Source organism: Pseudomonas sp. BGA-UO-ETr-WB11, from assembly GCF_059567785.1.
The window spans coordinates 604,721-627,195 of record NZ_JCAQOS010000008.1; the positions used below are offsets into that span (position 1 = coordinate 604,721).

General features: G+C 58.0%; 3 protein-coding genes. All 3 read left to right on the forward strand.

The annotated features are described in order from the left end of the window. Positions 1–363: 363 nt before the first annotated feature. The 3 genes from AC56DI_RS16560 (at position 364) to AC56DI_RS16570 (ending at position 22,469) form a co-directional block, all read left to right on the forward strand. Positions 364–19,623, forward strand: a complete 19,260-nt coding sequence (locus AC56DI_RS16560; protein WP_496347128.1) for an SPM autocatalytic domain-containing protein — start codon at positions 364–366, stop codon at positions 19,621–19,623. Positions 19,624–19,706: 83 nt separating this feature from the next. Further along, complete coding sequence (locus AC56DI_RS16565; protein ID WP_496347129.1) at positions 19,707–21,545, forward strand: O-linked N-acetylglucosamine transferase, SPINDLY family protein; 1,839 nt, start codon at positions 19,707–19,709, stop codon at positions 21,543–21,545. A gap of 84 nt (positions 21,546–21,629) precedes the next feature. After that, on the forward strand, positions 21,630–22,469 hold the full coding sequence (locus tag AC56DI_RS16570; RefSeq protein WP_496347130.1) for a hypothetical protein: 840 nt from the start codon (positions 21,630–21,632) through the stop codon (positions 22,467–22,469). Positions 22,470–22,475 lie beyond the last annotated feature (6 nt).

Genomic DNA, 22,475 nt, shown 5'->3' on the forward strand with positions numbered 1-22,475 from the left:
CTATTTGTTGTGTTTTTTGCTTTTGAGCTTGGCACATCTTCTGCAATTGCAGCTTGCCGCAGGTTTTTTGCTCGACCGCAGCTGTCGAAAAGACGGGTGGCACACGCTGTCGAGGTTTGTTGCTGCTTCGTCGGAAGCATGGAAACTGTGCTGGCATGGCCATGTGCCATTGCGATAATCTGAAAATATAATATTGACGTCACTTCATTGACGTATCAGTTGTATGGGCGGTGTCGGTTAATTCTGTTCAGTTCTTAAAGAACTGCAGCGGACGGCCGCTAAACCGAAACAGAACAATTTTTTACTGCGAGCAGGCGTCAGCGCGCCACCGCAGTTGACGCACACTGTGCAGGAATCACGACTATGAGCAGCATCTTCACTGGCTTAACCACCGACGACGTAATTGCTCTTAGCACTGCACAGATTGCAGCTTTAACGACTGAAGATATTGCGGGCATTACGACCGAACAGTTGGCCGTTTTGACCACTGCACAGATTGTTAAGTTGTCCACCGTCAGCATTGAGGCGTTGTCTACCGCTCAGGTCCCTGCGCTGACAGCCGAGCAGGTAACAGCGTTGAGCTCAGCGCAGGTGCGGGCTCTTGAACTGGCGGATGTTGCGGTGTTGACCACCGCTCAGGTTCAGGCCATCGAGGCGGCTGACTTCGCCACCTTAAAAACGGAGCAAATTGCTGGTCTGACCACTGCGCAAGCTGCTGCGCTGACGACTGAACAAGTGGTGGCGCTGACCACCGCTCAGGCGCGCGCCATCGAAGTTGCTGATCTCGCGGCAATCACTCCGGCGAAGATAGCGGCTATGCAGGCGGTAGATTTTGCCGCACTGAAAACCGAGCAAATCGTGGCGCTGACCACGGCGCAATCAGCCGCTCTAACCACCGCACAAGTTGTTGCCATGACCTCGGCGCAAGTCCAGGCCTTGGAAGTGGCCGATTTGGCTGCTCTGAGTGTTGCGCAGTTGAGCTCGCTGGAGGCAGTGGACTTCGCTGTATTGAGCACGGCACAAATTGTTGGGTTGACCACGGCGCAGGCTGCTGGCTTGACCACGGCACAGATCGTAGCGTTGACCACTGAACAGGCTCGCGCGCTTGAAAATGCTGATTTGGCGGCCTTTAGCACAGCGCAAATCGCTGCGCTGCAAGCGGTTGATCTGGCTGCGCTGGCAACCCAGCAAATCGTTGCTCTTACAACTGCGCAGGCTGCGGCATTGACCACTGCGCAAATAGTGGCCCTGACGACCGCTCAGGTCAGAGCGTTGGAGACCGCTGACCTGGCTGCACTGACGACTGCGCAGATTGCCAAGTTGGCTAACGATGATCTGGCTGCGCTGAGTACTGCGCAAATTCAGGCGCTGACCACTGCGCAGGTGGCAGCGTTGACTGCTGCCCAGGTCTCCAATCTCACGACCGATCAGATTCGTGCGTTGGAAACTGCCGATATTGCCAGCTTGGCAACCGGCGTCGTTACCAGTCTTACTACGGCACAGATGGTTGCCCTCACGACGGCACAAGTTGCCGCCCTCACCAGTGCACAGGTCAAATTGCTCGAAGTGGCTGATTTGGCTGCGCTGGGTACGGCTCAGGTTGCGGCGTTTAATTCCTCGCAAATTTCTGCGCTGAGCGCCGCTCAGGTGCAGGCGTTGAGCACTGCGCAAGTGCGCGCTATTGAAGCTGCCGATATTCCAGGGTTGAGCACCGCCGCTATTCAGGCTTTCAGCACGGCACAAATTGCTGCGCTGAGCACCGCGCAAATCGTAGCTTTGAACCCGACTCAAGCCGCTGCGCTGAATGCTACACAGGTTGCTGCGCTGAGTACGGTGCAGGTGGTGGCGATCGAGACGGTTGATCTGGTCGCACTGAGTGCTGCAGCGGTCAAGGCGCTCAGTAGCGCTCAGGTTGCCAGTCTTACCGGTGGACAAGTAAGTGCGTTGACCACTGCGCAAATAGCGGCCCTGGATGCAGCGGATCTGGCGGCCCTCTCGACGGTGCAGGTTGTCGCTTTGGGCTCGGCTCAGCTCGGTGCTCTCACTGCTACTCAAGTCGCAGCCATGAGCACCGCGCAAGTCGCGGCTATTGAAATAGCAGATTTGCCAGGGTTGTCGACAACTGCGTTGGTGGCTCTGAGCACCGCTCAGGTTAAAGCCCTCACGGTCGGGCAGATCCAGGCGCTGACCACACTGCAAGTTAATAAATTGCTGGCTACCCAGGTTGCGGCTCTCACCACCGCTCAGGTGGCGGCCTTTGAGGTGGCTGATGTAGCCGCCCTTAGTACCGCGGCCATTGTTGGCTTGACCACTGCACAGGTCAAAGCGCTGACCATCGCTCAGATTCAGGCGTTGACCACGGCGCAGGTCGCCAGTTTGCAGGCTGCCGATGTGCAGATGTTGACCACGGCGCAAATTGTGGCGCTCAGTGAGACTCAATTGGGCGCGATGACGCCGACCCAGATTGCCTCAATGACCACCGCCCAGGTCCGCGCTATTGAGGTGGCGGATATTGATGGTTTGTCTACTGCGGCGCTGGCCTCCCTGACGACTGCGCAGATGGGCGCGCTGACGACCGCCCAGGTCGCAGCGTTGACCACGCTGCAAGTCAGCAAGTTATCCGCCGCGCAAGTTGCAGCCTTGAGCACTGCCCAGGTTGTGGCGCTTGAAGTCGCCGATGTGGCGGTATTGAGTGCTGCCGCGTTGGCTGGTCTGACGACCGCTCAGGTCAAAGCACTGAGCAATGCGCAGGTGCAGGCGTTGAGCACGGCGCAGATCAAGAGCCTGGAAGTCGCCGATGTTCAGGCGCTAACCACTGCGCACATTGTCGCGCTCAGCTCTGCTCAGTTGGGTGAGCTAACGGCTACACAAGTTGCGGCTCTGACGACTGCGCAGGTTGTGGCCATTGAAGTGGCCGATATTCCGGCACTGGCCACGGGTGCCATTGCGTCGCTGAGTACTGCGCAAGTCTCCAAACTGAGCAATGCCCAGATTGCTGCGCTGACTACTGCTCAGGTAAAAGCGTTGTCGGCGGCCCAGATTGCAGCTCTGACGACAGCCCAGGTCGGTGCTATTGAGGCGGTCGATATCGCCCAGTTGTCTGCAGCGGCCATTACAGGGTTGACTACCGCTCAGGTCGCTTCGTTGAGCATTGCTCAGATCCAGGCCTTGAGTACGGCGCAGGTGCGCGCCCTGGAAATTGCAGATGTCAAAGCCCTGACTACTGCTCAAGTGGCGGCGCTCAGCACTGCTCAGGTCGAGGCGCTGACCGCGCAACAAGTAGCAGGCATGACCTCGGCACAAATTGTTGCGATCGAAGTGGCAGACATCGCCGCGTTGGCCACGGCGACCGTTGCTGGCCTTGGTGTTGTGCAATTACAAGCCCTGACCAGCCCGCAGATTGCGGCTTTGACCACTGCGCAGGCCAAAGCGTTGACCGCAACGCAACTGGGCGCGCTCAGCACTGCAGCCGTGGCGGCGATTGAAGTGGCAGATTTGGCCGCGATTTCTACCGCTGCCATCGTTGGGTTGACCACTGCTCAGGCGGCGGCGTTGACTGCCGGCCAGGTTGCGGCCCTGACCACCGCTCAGATTCAAGCTCTGGAGCCCGCCGATGTGGCGGCCCTCAGCGCGGCACGGATTACGGCATTTACTACTGCGCAAGTGGCGGCGCTGACGGCGACTCAAATCGCCGCCATGAAAACGGCACAAGTGGTGGCCATCGAGGTGGGGGATATCCCTGCGCTCACCGCCGCGGCGGTCAAAGGACTGTCGTCCCTGCAATTGCAGGCGATGTCCAATGCCCAACTGCAAGCCCTGACGACCGTCCAGGCGGCAGCGCTTTCTGCCGGTCAGTTAGCCGCTCTGAAAACAGAGCAAATTGCCGCATTGGAAGTAGCGGACGTTGCGGCCATCAGTACCGCAGCTATTACCGGGCTGACCACCGCACAGGTTGTTGCACTGACCGATGCGCAGGTATTGGCTCTGACCACTGCGCAGATCGCCAAGATGGATGCCCTGGATATACAGGCCTTGAGTGCCGCTGATATCCAGTCCTTTAGCTCAGCACAAATCGGCGCGCTGACGGCTATACAAATTGCTTCGATGACCACGGCACAAGTTGCCGCCATTGATGTGGCGGATCTGGCGACTTTTGCGACTGATGAAATCAAGGCGCTGACGGCTACGCAGATTGCCAAGCTGACCACAGCACAACTGGTAGGGCTTAGCACCGCGCAGGTAGCGGCCATTGATGCGCTTGATATTGCCGCCTTGACCACCGCCCAAGTGGTGGCACTGACTACCGCACAGGCCAAGGCACTGAGCGCCGCGCAAGTGGCTGCTCTGACCACTGCCCAACTGCAGAAGCTGGAAGTGGCAGATTTTGCGGCCTTGACCAGCCTCGCGGTAAAAGGCCTGACGGCCGCGCAGATGGCAAGTTTGACCAGCGCGCAAATTCAGGCGCTGACCACTGCCCAGGCCGCTGCCCTGAGCAGTGCGCAAGTGCTGGCTCTGAGCACGGCTCAGGTGGTTAAGTTGGAAGTGGCGGATCTTGCCGCACTGTCAACAGCGGCCATTGCCGGTATGTCCACCGCGCAAATGGCCAGCCTGCTGAGCACTCAGGTTGATGATCTGAGCACTGCGCAGGTCAGAGCGATTGAAACTGCCGACATCAAAGTGCTCACAACCGCTCAGATGGCTGTGCTTACGGCCGATCAGGTCGGTGCCTTGACGACGCCGCAGCTGGTTGCACTGAGTACCGCTCAAGTGGCGGCCTTGAACAATCCGCTTAGCGCTTCGCAAGTTATTGCACGCCAAGTAGGCGCCTTGACCACGGCACAGATTGCAGCCCTGACTACCGCGCAAGTCGTGGCCTGGACCACCGCGCATACGTCGGCGTTGAGCTCGGTACAGGTTGCGGCCTTGACCACCGCCCAGGTCAAGGTCATTGAAACGCTGGATCTGCAGGCCCTGTCGGCCGAGGCGATCAAGAGCCTTACCACGGCTCAAGTTGGTGTGTTGAGCGTGGCGCAAGTTGCAGCTTTGACCACTGCCCAGGTGCAGGCGTTGGAAACCACCGATGTCAAAGTGCTGAATACCGCTCAAGTGGTGGCTTTGACCACTGCCCAGGCAGCGGCCTTGACCAGTGCGCAGGTGTTCAGTCTTGACACCGCACAGTTGCGAGCGATGCAAACGGCTGATCTGGCCGCCATCAGCACGTTGGCGATCAACAAACTCAGTGCGGTGCAGATTGCCGCTCTGACGACTGCTCAGGTGGATGCGCTCACCACCGCACAAACCAAAGCACTGACCGATATACAGCTGAAAGCCCTGACGACCGCACAAATTCGGGCTCTGGATACCGCACAAGTCGCCGCCCTGAGTACCTCGCAAGTGGCCGCGCTGGAAACTGCCGATGTAGCCGCGTTGACCAACGCCCAACTGGTTGCCTTGTCTACTGCCCAGATCAAAGCACTGACGGTTCAACAAATAGTGGCGCTCAGCAGTGCCCAGGTAGCGGCGCTTGAAAGTGCAGATATCGCGGCGCTGAGCACGACCCAGGTCGTGGCGCTAGGTAGCGAAGACATCAAGGCCCTGACGACTGCACAAGTGCGCGCTCTCAGCACGGCCCAGATTGCCGTTTTGGAAACAGCTGATATTGCGGCATTGAACTCGGCGCAAGTATTGGCGCTGACCACTGCCCAGGTTGCTGCGTTGACGGCGACCCAAGTGCGCGCCATCGAAACGGCTGATTTGCGCTTGTTGACTACGGCACAGGTGGCTGCACTGACCTCCGCGCAAGTGGCGGCCCTGACCACGGATCAAGTGAGCAAGCTGACTTCTGTACAAGTCGCCGCGCTGGAAACGGCTGATCTGGCGGCGCTCGGTACAGCGGCCATCGTAAGCCTGAGCAATGCGCAGATTGCTGCCTTGTCGACGGCTCAAGTCGCCGCGCTGACCACTATTCAGGTGCGTGTGCTTGAGACTGCCGACCTGCGTGCGCTGAGTGAAGAGCAGGTTGTAGCCCTGACCACCGCCCAGGTCGCTGCGCTGACTACTGCACAGATTGCCAGCTTGCTTCCAGAGCAGATTGCCGTATTGGAAACGCGTGACTTGGCAGTGCTTTCGACGGCCGCGATTGTGGCCCTTAGCACCACCCAGGTGGCCGAATTGACCACTGCACAAATGGCCGCACTGGGAACGGCACAGGTTGTGGCGTTGCAAACGGCAGATATTCAGGTGCTAAGCAACGAGCAAATTGTGGCTATGACCAGTGCGCAGTTTGCCGCACTGACGTCGGCCCAGGTCGCTAGTCTGACTGTTGGGCAAATAACCGCGCTGGAAACCAGCGACTTACGCGCCCTGGGTACAGCCAGTGTTAAAGCGCTCACCACGGCGCAAATGCGTGCGTTGAGTGAGGAACAGATTATTGCGCTGAGCACCCAGCAAGTCGCGGCGCTGACGACTGCACAGGTCGCTAATCTGCGTGATACGCAACTTGCAGCCCTAGAAACGGCTGATTTCGCCTTGCTTTCAACTGCCAGTATTGCTGCGCTGAGCTCCGTGCAGGTGAAAGTTTTGACCACCGCGCAAATTGTGGCCTTGAGCACTGCGCAGATGGCAGCCTTGTCAACTTCGCAGGTCAGTAACCTGACGGTCGAGCAGTTGGCGGCTATTGAAACGGTTGATCTACGCGTGTTAGGCACCGCGAGCATTGCTGCGCTTACCAGTGCGCAAGTGGCGGCGCTGAGTACCGGGCAAATTGTTGCGCTGAGCACTGCGCAGTTGCAGGCCTTGGATACGGCCGATGTGGCTGCACTGAACGTCGCGCAAATTGCTGCACTGAGCACCGCGCAAATTCGCGCCTTGAGCAGCGCGCAGATTGTTGCGCTGACCACTGCGCAGGTTGTTGCACTGAGTACAGAACAGCTTCAGGCGCTGAGTACCGCACAGGTAAAAGCCTTGGAAACGGCCGACTTGACGGCATTGAGTGCCGAGCAAGTGGCAGCGTTGACCACGGCTCAGGTCGCTGCGTTGACTACCACGCAGCTTGCCAAACTGACGGCCGCGCAGATGGCTGCCTTGGAATTGGACGATCTCAAGGTGCTGTCGACCGCTGGCATTGTTGCCCTGACGAGCGATCAGGTGGTCGCGTTGAGCAGTGAGCAGATTGCTGCTTTGACCACCCAGCAGCTGGCCGCGCTGGAAGCCCAGGACGTTAGTGCCCTGACCACCGCGCAGATTCAAGCGCTGACAGAGACGCAAATTGTTGCGCTGACCAGTGCGCAGATGGGGGCACTCACCACTGCGCAGTTTGCCGCGATTGAAACGGCAGATCTGCAGCTACTCTCCACTGCACAAATCCGCGGTCTAAGTACCCAACAAGTGGCGGCTCTCACTACCGACCAAGTGCTGGCGCTTACCGCGCCGCAAGTGGGTGCATTGACTACCTCTCAGCTGTCCATTCTAGGCACTGCACAAGTGGCTGTACTTGAGCTGGACGACTTGGCCGGGTTGAGTAGTGCGCAAATCGTTGCGTTGACTACGGCACAAATCCAGGCCCTTACTCTCGAGCAGATAGCGGTTCTCAGCCCTGCTCAAATTGGCGCGTTGGAAACCGCGGATATCCGTGCGCTGAGCACGGCCCAAGTGGCGGCCCTGACTGAGGCGCAGGCGGTAGCGTTGACCTCTGCCCAGTTGGCGGCACTTACAACCGATCAAATTCCTGCACTGGAAACTGCTGATCTGGCTGTGCTCTCCAGCGAAGCAATCAAAGGTCTCAGCACCAGTCAAACCGTCGCCTTGAGCACGGCGCAAATAGCGGCACTGACGGAAGATCAGGTTGTTGCTCTGACGAGCACCCAGATTGCGGTGTTGAGTAGCGCGCAGATGGCGGCTTTCGAGCCTGTTGATCTGGCGGCTTTGACCACCGCGACCATTGTTGGTCTCACCACCGCCCAGGTCGCGGCATTGAGCACGGCCCAAGTCGCAGCTCTGACACCTGAGCAGATGGCGGCAATGGAAACCCGTGATTTGGTGGTGCTGGGCACTGATCAGATCGTGGCCTTGACCCAGGCTCAAGTGCGCGCACTGAGTTCGGCCCAGGTTGCAGCGCTGACCACGGCGCAAATCGCGGCCATGGAAACTGCCGATATTGCCAAGCTTACGACCGCCAGTATCCCAGGGCTGACAACAGCACAGATCACGGCCATGAGTGTTGAGCAAGTCTCTGCTTTGACCGGCTCACAAATTGCCGTACTGGAGATTGCCGATCTGCAGGCTATGAGCACGGCCAAAATTGCGGGCTTGTCATCCACGCAAGTGGCCGCATTGACCACCGCGCAGATCGCTGCATTGACCACTGCACAAGTTGCCGCGCTGGATGCCATTGATATCCCAGCATTGGATAATGCCCAGATCGCGGCGCTGACCACCGCGCAAGTGCGGGTGTTGAATTTTGCGCAGTTGTCGGCCTTTAGCACAGGGCAGTTGCGCGCGCTGGAAACTGAAGACGTGGCAGCTTTGACCACCGATCAGATCGTTGGCCTGAGCCTGCTACAAGTCGGTTCATTGAGCGCCTTGCAGATCGCAGCACTGGGGACCGCCCAGGTCCGTGCGCTGTCAATTGAGCAAGTTGAAGTACTGACAGCTGCACAGGTGGCTGCACTGGAAACCACCGATCTTGTGGCGATGACCACAGATCAAATCGCCACGTTGAGCTCTGCTCAGGTTGCGGCGCTGAAAACCGCGCAAATTGAGGCGCTGACCACGGCCCAGCTGGTTGCTTTGGACTCTGCTGATGTGGCCGCACTCAGTGCTGCCCAAGTGGCTGCTCTGACCACCGCTCAAGCGTTGGCCATGACCATCGAACAAGTCACGGCCTTGTCGACTGCACAATTGCAAGCGATGCAAACCGTTGACCTTGCGGCCCTGGCAACAGACCGGATTGCAGCCTTGAGCACCGCTCAAGTTGAGGCCTTGGGGACGGCTCAGGTTGTTGCACTCACCACGGCTCAAGTGCGCGCGCTGAGTGCCGACCAACTGGCGGTGCTCACCACTGCACAGATACGTGCATTGGCCACCGATGACGTGGTAGCGCTGAGCACTGATCAAGTCGTAGCCCTGTCGTCTGACCAGTTCGCCGCACTTAACACGACTCAGGTGGTAGCGCTGAGCAGCGCTCAGGTGGCTGCTATTGAAGTGGCTGACTTGGCTGGCCTGAGCGTCGCTCAGGTACAGGCCCTCGAGACTGCAGATATCGCTGCGCTCAGTCTGGCGCAAGTTGTTGGCCTCAGTGCCGCTCAGCTCGCTGCGCTGAGCACTGCGCAGATTGCCGCCTTGAGCAGCGCTCAAGTCGCAGCCATGCAAACAGTTGATCTGGCCGCATTGTCTACCGCGCAAATCCGCGCGCTGGATACCGCCGATATAGCTGCCCTGAATACGGCCCAGTTGGTGGCGTTGACGACTGCTCAAGTGGCGGCATTGACCACCACCCAGGTGCAGGCACTGACTACCGAACAAGTGAGTACGCTGGAGCTTGCAGATCTTCAGGCCCTGACGACGGCGCAGATCGTTGCGCTGAGCACGGCCCAAGTGGCGGCCTTGACCACCGCTCAGGTGGCCGGACTGACCGATACGCAAGTGGCCGCCCTGCAAGTAGCTGATTTGATCGTGTTGTCTGCCGAACAGTTGCAGGCCTTGCTCACCAATCAAATTGTTGCTCTGACCAGTGCTCAAGTGGCCGCGCTGACCACCGAGCAGATGGTGGCGCTGGAAAGTGCCGATCTGGCGGCATTGACCGTAGATCAGGTCGCAGCCCTTACCACAGCTCAGGTGCGGGCGCTGACCACGGATCAGATCCCTGTACTGACAGTGAGTCAGCTCCAGGCGCTGGAAACAGCTGATATTGCAGCCCTTAGCAGCGCACAAATCGCCGCGTTTACGACAGCTCAAGCGGCTGCCCTGACCACCGCTCAGGTCGTGGCTTTCAGCTCTGTCCAGATACAGGCTCTTGAGCTGGAAGATCTGGCGGCGCTGACCGTTGCACAAATCAAGGCTATGCAAACCGTTGATCTGGCTGCGCTTAGCACTGCCCAGATCGGCGCACTGACCACCGAGCAGGTTCAGGCACTGACGGTTCAGCAGGTTGCCAACTTGACCACGGCACAGGTTGCTGCGCTGCAAACAGCGGATCTGCTGGTCCTCACCAGTGCGCAAATTGCTGCACTGACGGTGGCACAGGTCCAGGCACTCGGCACGGGTCAGATTGCTGCATTGACCACTGCGCAGGTTCATGCTCTGCAAACAGAAGATCTGGCAAGCTTGAGCACTGAACAGATTGTTGCCCTGAGCCCAACCCAGATTGCGGCCTTTACTACTGCGCAGGTAGCAGCCCTGACCACAGCTCAGGTCGGCGCCCTTGCGGTTGCTGATGTGCAGGCCTTGAGCACCCTGCAATTGCAGGCCATGGAAACAGCTGATCTGGCGGTATTGGGTACGGCGCAAATCGCCGGCCTGAGCACAGCTCAGGTCACCTCGCTGACCAGCGCGCAAATCAAGGCGCTGACCACCGAACAGTTCGCTGCGCTTGAGGTTGCCGATCTGGCGGCCTTGAGTACTGCGCAAATTCGGCAGATAGAAATTGCCGATATCGCAGCCCTGGGCAGTGATCAACTTATAGGTCTAACCACTGAGCAAGTGGAGGCGCTGACCACGGCCCAAGTGGCTGCACTCACTAGTGCCCAGGTTGCGGCGCTGGAAATTGAGGATCTGCAAGCACTGACCGCGAGTCAGATCAAAGCCCTGGAGACTGCTGATCTAGTGGCGCTAAGTACAGCCCAAGTGGCTGCGCTTACCAGCAGCCAAGTGGCAGTGCTAACCACTGAGCAGATTGCCAAACTGACCACTGCGCAAGTTGTCGCGTTGGAAACAGCCGATGTAGCTGTTCTCAGTTCGGCCCAGCTTATCGCGCTGACCACGGCCCAAGTAGCGGCTCTCAGCGTTGCCCAGGTGCAAGCTCTAAACACCGCGCAATTGCGTGCACTTGAGGTCGCCGATATCGCGGTATTGACCACGGCTCAGGTTGTTGCACTGAGTACTGCCCAAGTGGCGGCGTTGACGACTGCCCAGGTTGCTGGTCTGACCCAGACTCAGGTTGCGGCACTGCAGATTGTCGACCTTCAGGCGCTGACCACTGCCCAGATTGTGGCGCTGAGCACCAGCCAAGTACAGGCACTGACCACGGCACAAATCGCGTCGCTGACCAGTAATCAAATTGCTGCACTGGAAACTGCTGACCTCGCGGCCCTCAGTCAGGAACAGGTGATCGCCTTGAGTGGCGCCCAGCCAACGGCGTTGACTACTGCGCAAATAGCCAGTCTGCCAACCAGTCAGATCGCTACATTGCTGACAGCTGATCTGGCGACTTTGACCACTGCTCAGATTGCCGCATTCACCACCGCGCAAGTTCAAGCCTTGACCCTTGAGCAGATTCCGGCGCTGACAACGGCCCAGATTCGTGCTCTGGACACTGCGGATGTGGCGGTGCTTTCTGCCGAGCAGGTTGTCAATCTGACCACCGCACAAATTGCTGCACTGACCACCGCTCAGGTGGTTGCATTGGGCAGCGCCCAAGTGGCTGCGCTTGAGCTGGCGGATGTGGCGGCATTGACCACCGCACAGATTCGAGTGCTTGAAACGGCTGATTTGATTGCCTTGAGTGCCGAGCAAGTTGCCGCATTCACCACTGCTCAGGTAGCGGCGTTGACAACTGAGCAGCTTGGCAAGCTGACCGTCGGTCAGGTGAGCTCGCTGGAAACTGCCGATGTGGCAGCGCTGGGTACCGCGCAAATCGCTGCGTTGACCTCGGCCCAGCTGCAAGCGCTTAGCGTTGCCCAGGTAGTTGCCTTGACTACCAGCCAGTTGCGCGCCATTGAAACTGACGATATAGGCGCGCTCACCGCTGAGCAAATCGATGCTTTGACCACTGCCCAAGTGGCCGCTTTGACCACGGCACAGTTGGTAGCGCTGACCACCGCACAGATCACTGCCCTGGCGTTGAACGATCTTCAAGCGCTTGGTACTGCTCAGATTCAGGCGTTGCAAGTGGCGGACGTGGCGGCTTTGCGTGTTGATCAGATCGCGGCACTGACGACGGCCCAAGTTGCAGCACTGACCAGTGCGCAGCTGCAGGGGCTGACAACCGCTCAAATCGCTGCGATGGAAACAGTCGATCTGGCAGCACTGACGGTTGCCCAGATTGCACAATTGGAAGTGGCGGATATCGCTGCTTTGCAAGCCCCACAGATTGAGGCACTGACAACTGCACAAGTAGCCGCCTTGACCACTGCACAAGTTGTGGCGCTAACCACTGAGCAGGTTGCTGCACTGCAAGTCGCCGATTTGCAAGCACTGACAACTGCTCAGATCCGAGCACTTGAAACCGCCGATCTAACGGCCTTGAGCGTCACACAAGTGGCAGCCTTGACCAGCGATCAGGTGATTGCGTTGAGCACTGCACAAATCGCAGCCTTGACGCCCGTTCAGGTTGCTGCACTTGATGTTGGCGATGTGCAGCTGCTGAGCACAGCGCAGATCGCTGCGTTGACCACCGCTCAAGTAACCGCGTTGAGCAGCGCTCAACTGCAGGCGCTGACCAGCGCACAGATTAAGGCCATTGAAGTGGCGGATGTTGCTGCACTGACGGCTACCCAGCTTAATAAGCTGAGCACGCTGCAGATGCAGGCACTAACCACCGCACAACTGGTCGCGTTGACTACTGCTCAGATCGAGGCATTGACGACCGCACAAGTTGCTGCACTGACCACTGCACAGGTGGTGGCGCTGGAGGTCACGGATGTGGCCGCCTTGACCGCTGCACAGGTGGTCGGATTGACAACGGCTCAGGCTGGCGTGCTGACCTCGGCGCAAATGGCTGCGCTCACCGTTGATCAAATTGCCGTGCTGCAGGCGGCAGATCTCGCGGCTGTGAGCACGGCTGCCATCGCTAGTTTGACGACGGCGCAAGTGGCCGTCTTGAGTGCTGGACAGATCGCCGCGCTGACAACGGCGCAGATCGCTGCGCTTGAAACTGCCGATCTGGCGGCGCTCAGTGCTGAACAAATAGTCGCTATGAGTAGCGCGCAGATTGCTGTTTTGAGCACGGCACAACTGTCCAAGCTCACCACGGATCAAGTTGCGGCCTTGCAAACTGCCGATTTGGTGGCCTTGACGACGGCTCAGCTCAACGCCCTGACCAGCGTGCAGATTCAGGCGTTGACCCAGGCGCAAATTGCATCCCTGACAACGGCTCAAATTCGTAATTTGGAAACCGTTGACCTGGCGGCTCTTGGCAGCGATCAAATTGCCGCTCTAACCACTGAACAAGCGGCCGCATTGAGCACCGCGCAAATCGTGGCACTCACGACTGCACAAATTGTTGCGCTGCAGGCCGACGATTTGGCTGCGCTTACTACGGCTCAGCTGGCCGTAATGGAAACTGCGGATTTGGTGGCATTGACCGTTGAACAGGTTGCTGCGCTGACCTCTGCCCAGTTGGCCAAGTTGACGACTACACAAGTGGCCAGCTTGACCACTGCACAAGTGGCGGCAATCGAAACTGCGGATCTGCAAGCCCTGAGCAATGCACAAATCGTTGCTCTATCGACCGCCCAGGTCCGCGCATTGACGGCCGATCAGATCGCGGCGCTCGGTACGGCGCAAGTGCGTGCTCTGCAAACGACCGATCTGCAGGCGCTGACTTCGACGCAGATCCGTGCGCTGACCACCGAACAGGTGAGTGCGCTGACCACCGAGCAGGTGGTGAGTTTGACCACGTCTCAGGTTGCCGCCCTACAGACGGTAGATTTTGCAGCGTTGACCACCGTACAGATCCGCGCATTGGAGCTGGCGGATGTTGCGGTCTTGACCGCTTCGCAGATTACCGCACTGACGACGGAGCAAGCGGTAGCGTTGACCACTGCGCAGATCGGCGCACTGACAACGGTGCAAATTGCCGCGTTGGCTACCGATGATCTGGCGGTGTTGACCACTGCGCAAATCGTTGCGCTCAGCACCGCTCAGGTACAGGTCTTGAGTGCCAGCCAGATTGCCGCGTTGACCACTGCCCAAATACGGGCTCTGGAAGTTACCGACCTCGCTGCGCTGAGTGTTGAGCAGGTAGCTGCCTTTACTCCGACACAAACAGCGGCCTTGAGTACGGCGCAAATTGTGGCGCTGACTACGGCTCAGGTTGCGGCACTGGAGATCGCTGATCTGCAGGCGTTGAGCACTGCGCAAATCCGCGCCCTTGAAGTGGCTGACATCGCCGCTCTGACGGTTGATCAGGTGGTGGCATTGAGCACTGCGCAGGTGGCTGCGTTGAGCACTGCTCAAGTGGTGGCGCTGACCACTGCACAAGTTGAGTTGTTGTCGGCCGCGCAAGTCGCTGCGCTGACGACGGCCCAAATTGCAGCCCTGCAGGTCGCCGATGTGGCGGTGCTCTCGGATGTGCAGTTGGTGGCGTTGACCACTGCTCAGGCTGCTGCCTTGACTGGAACACAATTGGCGGCGTTGAGCGTCGATCAGATTGCGAGCCTACAGGCCGCTGATGTGGCGGCACTGTCCACCGCTGCGCTGTCGAGTTTGACCACCAGTCAGATGACTAATCTGACGGGCGCGCAATTGCAGGCCTTGACCACAGCCCAGATCGTTGCTCTTGAAGCAGCGGATGTGGCGGCCTTGACGATTGAGCAATTGGCGGTGTTGAGCAGTGCGCAAGTTACGGCGCTGACCAGTGATCAGTTTGCGGCCCTTACTTCGGAGCAAGTTGCAGCGCTCAATGCCGAGGGTCTCTCTGAGGCTGAAATCACCTTCATCAATTCGTTGACCACTGACAGCGTCCCAGGTCTGACCACTGAACAGATCGCTGCGCTTACCACGCGTCAGATCCGGATCATGGAAACCGAGGACGTGGCTGCGCTTACTGCGGCTCAGGTACAAGCATTAACCACAGCGCAGATTATTGCGCTGACCACCGCTCAGGTTGCAGGCATGACCACGGCGCAGATCGCTGCGCTGGAAACCCAAGATGTTGTGGTGCTGAGCAATGCCCAGCTGGTTGCACTGACAACGGCACAGGTGAGTGCGTTGACGGTGCCGCAATTGGATGTGTTGAGCACCGCGCAGATCCGTTCCTTTGAGACGGCTGATATTGCCGCACTCACTCTGGGACAACTGGCCTCGTTGAGCACCGAGCAAACTGCGGCGTTGACCGGCAGCCAGATTCAGGCATTGACCACCGCTCAGGCGAAAGCGCTGACGGCCGAGCAAATTGCCGGTTTGACTACCGCACAGATCCGCAGCATGGAAGTGGCTGACCTGGCTGCCTTGACCGGTGATCAGGTGGCGTCGATCGAGACGGATGATCTGCGAGCGTTGACCACCCAACAAGTTGCGGCACTGACGACCCAGCAGGTGCTGTCGCTGACCAATACCCAATTGGCTGCGCTGACTACCGCTCAGATCAAAGCACTAGAAACTGCTGACATCGCGGCCTTGAGTCTTGAACAGATCACTGCGCTGACCACTGCACAGATTGTTGCGCTGACCACTGAACAGATTGTGGCCCTGACGCCTGATCGTTTCGCTGAGTTGAGTCTGCAGCAGCTGGTTAAACTAACCGCCAGCCAGATTGCGGCTATGGCCAATGCTGATATTGCGGCCTTGACCGAAGAGCAAGTTGGTGCGCTGACCACCACACAAACCGAAGCGCTCAGTACGGCGCAGCTGGCCGGTCTATCGGCAGTGCAAATTGCCGCGTTGGCAACTGCCAGTATTCAGGCTTTGAGTAATGCGCAACTGGTTGCGTTGACTACAGCGCAAACAGCGGCGCTGATTTTCGAGCAATTAGCGGCGTTGACCACTGATCAGATAGTGGCCATGGAAACGGCTGATATTGCTGCACTGACTGTCGACCAGATTCAGTTGCTGTCGACGGCTCAAGCGGCTGCTTTGACCACTGCTCAGGTTGTCAATCTGACCACTGCTCAGATAGCAGCGCTTGAAGGGGCTGATCTGGCGGCCTTGTCCACCACTGCGATTGCGCAGATGGGCACTGCACAGATTGCGGCTATTACGGTTGATCAGATTGGTTCGCTGACTACTGCGCAGATCAGGGCGCTGGAAACGGCTGATCTGGCATTGCTCAGCACGGCGCAAATCACGGGCCTGCAATTGGCACAAGTGGCGGCATTGACCACTGCGCAGATTGTGGCGTTGACGACTGCTCAGGTTCGCGCCCTTGACGTCAATCAGATTCAGGCGCTCACCCAGACCCAAGTGGCTGCTCTGGAAACCGCTGATATCCAAGCTTTGACCACGGCTCAGGTTGCCGGCATCGAAGCGGCAGATATCGCTGCTTTGACCAGCGCTCAGATAGTGGCGTTGAGCACTGATCAGATCAAAGTGTTGACGGCTGAACAGCTGCAAGCATTGACCAAAACTCAGTGGGCACAGATCGAGACGGCAGATATCGCGGCTCTCGGCACCGCTCAAATCAAGCTGATTGAGACGGTCGATCTGGCCGCTCTGACCACAGCACAAATCGTTGCCTTGACCACTGCCCAGGCTGCTGCGTTGACTACTACGCAGGTGGTTGCCTTGACCACGGCTCAAGTGGCTGCGCTGGAAGTTGCCGATGTGGCGGCCTTGTCTACTGCGCAGATCAAGGCGCTGGAGACGCGCGATATTGCTGTGCTAACTACGGCTCAAATCGTTGCGCTGGGTTCGGATCAGGTCAAAGTGTTGAGCACCGATCAGATTGTGGCGCTGACTACTGATCAGATTTCTGCGCTGGAAACGGCTGACTTGGCAGAGCTAAGCACTGCCCAGATTGCGGCTCTGCAAACACGAGATGTAGCGGAGCTAACCAGTGCGCAAATCGAGGCGCTGACCACGGAGCAAGCGCATGCCCTGAGCTCTGCTCAATTGGCGGCGCTGAGTACCGCGCAATTGGTTAAATTGCAGACTGAAGACTTGGTCGCCCTGAGCACTGAGGCCCTGCAAGGGCTTACGGTTGCACAAGCGGCGGCGCTGACCACGGCTCAGGTCGCGGCCTTGCTGACGGCTCAAGTGGTTGCCTTGGAAACTGCCGATTTGGCGGCTTTCACCAGTGCCCAAATTGTGGCGCTGGGCAGCGATCAAGTGAAAGCGTTGACCACCGAGCAAATAGCCTCACTTACAACGGCACAGGTAGCCGCGCTGGAGGCGGCAGATTTCGCCCTGTTGAGCACTGCGCAGATTGCAGCTTTGCTGACGGCCGACATCGCAGCCTTGACCACGGCTCAGGTGGTTGCTCTTACCACTCAGCAAGCCAATGCCCTTAGCTCGGCGCAAGTGGCTGCTCTGACGACTGTGCAGATTGTTCAACTGCAGGCTGCAGATTTGGCGGCCTTGACCACCGACGCGATTGTTGGCTTGAGCACTGCTCAGGTGGCGGAGCTGAGCACCGCTCAGGTCGCTGCGCTGACTACCGATCAGTTGCCCGCGATGGAAAGTCGCGATGTTGCGGCGTTGACCACTGCGCACATCCAGGCTCTGAGTACCGATCAGATTCGCGCGTTGACTACGGCACAGATCGAAGGCCTTACCAGTGCGCAGGTTGTGGCGCTGGAAACCGCCGATCTGGCCGCGTTGAAGACAGAGCAGATTGCCGCCATTGACGCCACCGATCTGGCGCTGATAACCACGGCGCAACTGGATGCGTTGACGTCGGTGCAGATTGCGGCACTGACGACTGAGCAGATCGTCAAGTTGACGACTGAGCAGGTCGCGTCGATTGCAACAGCGCAGTTGCAGAAGCTGACGACCGAACAGATCGCGGCCATGCAAGGGGCTGATGTGGCAGCCTTGACGACGGATCAGGTGCAGGCATTGACCACCGCTCAGATGAAGGCATTGACCACGGCGCAAATAGTTGCGTTGACAACCAGTCAGTTCGTTGCCGTACAGACTGAAGACTTGGCTGCGCTTAGTACGGCTCAGATAGCCGCGCTGCAGGCATCTGACTTGGCAGCCTTGAGCACGGCGCAAATCGTGGCACTGACCAGTGCTCAGGTTGCGGCCCTCACGACTTCGCAAGTTGTGGCGTTGACCACGGCGCAGGTGGCCGCGTTGGAAACCGCCGATGTCGCTGCATTGGGCACCGCGCAGATTCAGGCGATGCAGATATCCGATGTGGCGGCATTGACCACCGCGCAGATTGTGGCACTGAGCACAGCCCAGGTGCAGGCACTGACGACGGCGCAGATTTCCGGCTTGACTACCGCACAGGTAGAAGCTCTTGAGACCCGCGATGTGGCTGCCCTCACAACTGCCCAGATTCAGGCTATGCAAAACACGGATCTGGCGGTTTTGACCTCGGATCAAGTCGCGGCACTGACCACCGATCAAGTGGTGGCGTTGACCACTTCGCAGGTCAAGGCGCTGACCACTGACCAGATTGTGGCGCTGACGACGGATCAGGTTAAAGCCTTGGAGGCTGCTGATATTTCGGCGCTGACTTCGGCGCAGATCGGCGCTCTGCAGGTTTCTGACTTTGCCGCGCTAGGCACTGCGCAGTTGATCGCAATCGATGTGGCGGATATTCCGGCACTGACTACCGATCAGCTGACGGCGCTTAGCATGGCGCAGGCGGATGCCTTTACGTTGGCACAGTTCAACGCCATGAGTGCCGAGCAGCAAGCAGTACTCAGTGTGTCGCCACTGGTGCTGGATCTGAATGGTGATGGCGTACAGACCCTGCATTGGGCATCCAATGTCTACTTCGATATCGCTGCCACCGGTGAAAAGGTGAGTACCGGTTGGGTCGGTGAGGGCGACGGTCTGCTGGCTATTGATCTGAATGGCGACGGTCTGATCAATGATGGTGGCGAGTTGTTTGGTAATGCTTCGAGCCTTGCCGACGGTACTCGCGCGACTGACGGCTTCAGCGCTCTGGGAGAGTTGGACAGCAATCATGACGGTCGGATCAGTGCCGATGACAGCAGCTTCAGTTCGCTGCGTGTCTGGGTCGATGGTAATCAGGATGGCGTCAGCCAGAACGCAGAGCTGTTCAACCTGTCGTCTCTGGGCATTGCCAGTATCAACCTGGACGCCACACAGACTGGCGAGCTGAACAATGCCAACTGGATAGGTATGAACTCCACCTACGAGACGCTGGATGGCCAGGTGCACAGCATTGTCGATGCCTGGTTCCGTACCGGTAGCAGCGATGGCCAGTCGATCGACTTGACCGCGCTGAATCCACAGGTAGTGACGGAGCACAGCCTGAGTCAGATCAACTTGGGCGCCGATGGTGGTCTGGCTACACGTCTGACGGTGGATGCTGAAAGCATCAGCCAGTTTGGCCGTGCGGGGTTGGTTGAAACCGGTCTGGGTGCATCTGCCCCGATTCAGATGGTCGTCAATGGTGAGGCCGGAGACAGTGTGGTGATCAGCGATCCTGCCAACGCCTGGCAAGAGGCGGGTAGCACTCAGATCGACGGCACCACTTACAACGTCTACAACGATGGAGAAATACAACTGCTTGTTGCAAGCAGCGTCAATACCAGCTTCTATTCGTAGCAGTTTGCCCATCCCGTGTAGGTATCTAGCCTGTACGGGATGGGCAGTCACGGAAACTGGATATTCTCCAATAAGGCGTGTGCATGCCTGAGCAGCTGATCGATAGTCCGAACCTCGATATAACCTTCACCAGCGCCTTGCAGTTGTCTGAGCAGGCGGCTCTGGAACCCATGCAGTTGATTGCCGTTGCTGATCGCCTAGGTCAGGCTCGGCGGTACGCTGATGTCGTGCATCTGTATCAGCGCTGGTTGTCCTGCAGCAGCTCAAATGCCGATTACATCGTGCAGTTCAACCTTGGGGTTACTTTCTCCCAGTTAGAGCAGTTGCCTGCAGCAGAAGCGGCTTATCGGGCCGCGATCATGCGCAAGCCCGACTTTGCTCAGGCCTGGTTTAACCTTGGGGCTGTTATTGAGCGCCAAGGGCGCGCGGACAATGCCTTGGTGATTTGGCAGTCAATGCTGGATCACCCGTTGGTTGGCCCCGAGCTCAATCCAGAGCTTTACATTATGTTGCTCAATAGTATGGGCCGCTTGATGGAGGAAGTCCGCCAGCTGAATTCGGCCGAAGCCAAATTGCTGGCGAGCTTGCACGCTGATCCTCAGCAACCCAAGGTCATCCAGCACTGGGTTCACCTGCGTCAGAAACAGTGTGAGTGGCCTGTGTATACGCCGCTGGAGAAACTACCTCTGGGCGACATGCTTAAAGCCACGTCCCCTCTCGCCATGTTGTCCGCCAGTGATGATCCCGGATTGCAGCTCGCGACGGCATTGCGTTTCGTCAGTGAGCGAGTCAATCAGCGGGTTCCTGAATTGGCACCGCCCCAGGGCTATCAACATCAGCGCTTGCGTATCGGTTTCTTGTCGTCGGACTTCTGTCTGCACGCGGTCTCGTTGCTGATGGTTGAGCTGTTTGAGTTACTGGATCGCCAGCATTTCGAGGTTTTTGGTTTTTGTTGGAGCCGTGAAGATGGCTCTGCGTTGCGTGCACGGGTAAAGGCGGCAATGGATCATTTCATCGCCATTGGGGGAATGGATGATGCCGCGGCAGCCGAGTCGATCCGCCAGCAGGAAATTGATGTGCTGGTTGATCTGCAAGGGCTGACATCTGGCGCGCGGCCGAATATTTTGGCTTATCGTCCAGCACCGTTGCAGATTACTTATCTGGGGTTTCCTGGTCCTACAGGGCTGCCGTGCATTGATTATGTGATCGCCGACCAGTACTTAATTCCAGATGCAGAGAAGCCCTTTTACAGTGAGCGGCCGCTCTATCTCCCGGTTTTTCAATGCAGTGACCGGCAACGCCCTGTTGCGGCGTTGCCGAGTCGTAGCGAGTGCGGTTTGCCGGAGGATTGCTTCGTCTTCTGTTGTTTCAACAACAACTATAAGTTCACCGAAGAGATGTTCAGCAGCTGGATGCGCATTCTTGCGCAGGTGCCTGGCAGTGTTTTTTGGCTGCTGGCAGATAATCAGTGGTCACAAGCTAATTTGCGCGAATGCGCAGAACGCCATGGGGTTGCTGCAGAGCGCCTGATTTTCGCCCCGCGGGTGGCGCCGGAGCTGTATTTGGCCCGTTACACAGCGGCGGATCTGTTTCTCGATGCCTATCCGTTCAATGGCGGGACCACTGCCAATGACGCCCTGTGGATGGGGTTGCCGGTGCTTACTCGCTCCGGTCGTACCTTCGCTTCACGTATGGCTGGGAGCCTGCTCACTGCATTGCAATTGCCCGAGCTGATTACTATCACTCAAGAGCAGTACGAGCAGCGAGCTATTGATTTGGCCAATGATCGGCCGTTGTTGGCACAGCTAAAAGCCCGCCTGGTTCAGGGGCGAGAGAACTCCCCACTGTTTGACATGCCCCGCTTTGTGCGCAGCTTTGAAGAGGGTGTGTTGACAGCTTATAGACATAAAGCACAGGTCTGAGCTGCTCTATAGACGTTTACGGCGCTTGCGTGCGTTGTTCTGAGAAAATATGCATCTGCCCGATGCTTGCCTAGGAAGTTATGCATGTCCGCTTGTTCGCCAGAAAGCCTTTTCTATGTCTGTTTGACTCATGTGCCCCTGCAAGTGGAGTACCCGGGGTACGTAACTCCGCTGTACATGGGCGAGGCGCAAGGAGCGGGCAAGCTTAATCTTCGCGACCTGGCTCCAGAGTGGGAACCCTATCATCCCGTGTTGGGTTCAACTGCTGGCGCATTTGCGATGAAAAATTATTTGCTGACCTTGCCTGGCGACATAACGCATGTGGGCATTTGTCAGTACCGGAAATTTCTTTCTCATAAGCGTATTGGAGTCCCGGCGGACAACTATCAGGTAATGGATGTGGTGAGCGCCGCGCAACTTGCAGACGTTGATCTTGCGCAGTTGATGTTGCCGCAGACTTCGGACTATCTCGTAGGTAAACCTGGGCAGTTCACGCTGAACGGCGAGAATCATGGCTATCTGTACCAGTACAAGGATGTCCACTTTGTTGAGGATTTCCTACGCTTCACTGCCATTGCCGTGGAGCTTGGGGTGCTGAGCAAACAAGAGGTGTGCCCATTTTTTGATGAGAAGATTTTCTTCCCAGGCGGCATAGAGTTGGGGGTCATGCCGGCTGAGTTTTGGATTCGGCATATCAGTGCGATTGAGTCAGTGGTACGCGCCTGCGTTGAGCGGTATGCCACCACACGACCTGGAGCGCAGGCTCGAATCTGGGCTTTTTGTGGCGAGCGCCTTGGTAGCTACTTCTTGCTTCGCCAGCTGCGCGCCCAGGCGCTGACCGGCGCGGACTGGTTGAGTACGCATACCGGGCAGTTGAATTTACTGGTTGAACCCGGAGAGCAAAGTTACGTTCCCGGGGTTTAATGCCAT

Coding starts and splice junctions, on each gene's coding strand:
- AC56DI_RS16560 (WP_496347128.1), top strand. CDS start 364: ATGAGCAGCATCTTCACTGGCTTAACCACCGACGACGTAATTGCTCTT.
- AC56DI_RS16565 (WP_496347129.1), top strand. CDS start 19,707: ATGCCTGAGCAGCTGATCGATAGTCCGAACCTCGATATAACCTTCACC.
- AC56DI_RS16570 (WP_496347130.1), top strand. CDS start 21,630: ATGTCCGCTTGTTCGCCAGAAAGCCTTTTCTATGTCTGTTTGACTCAT.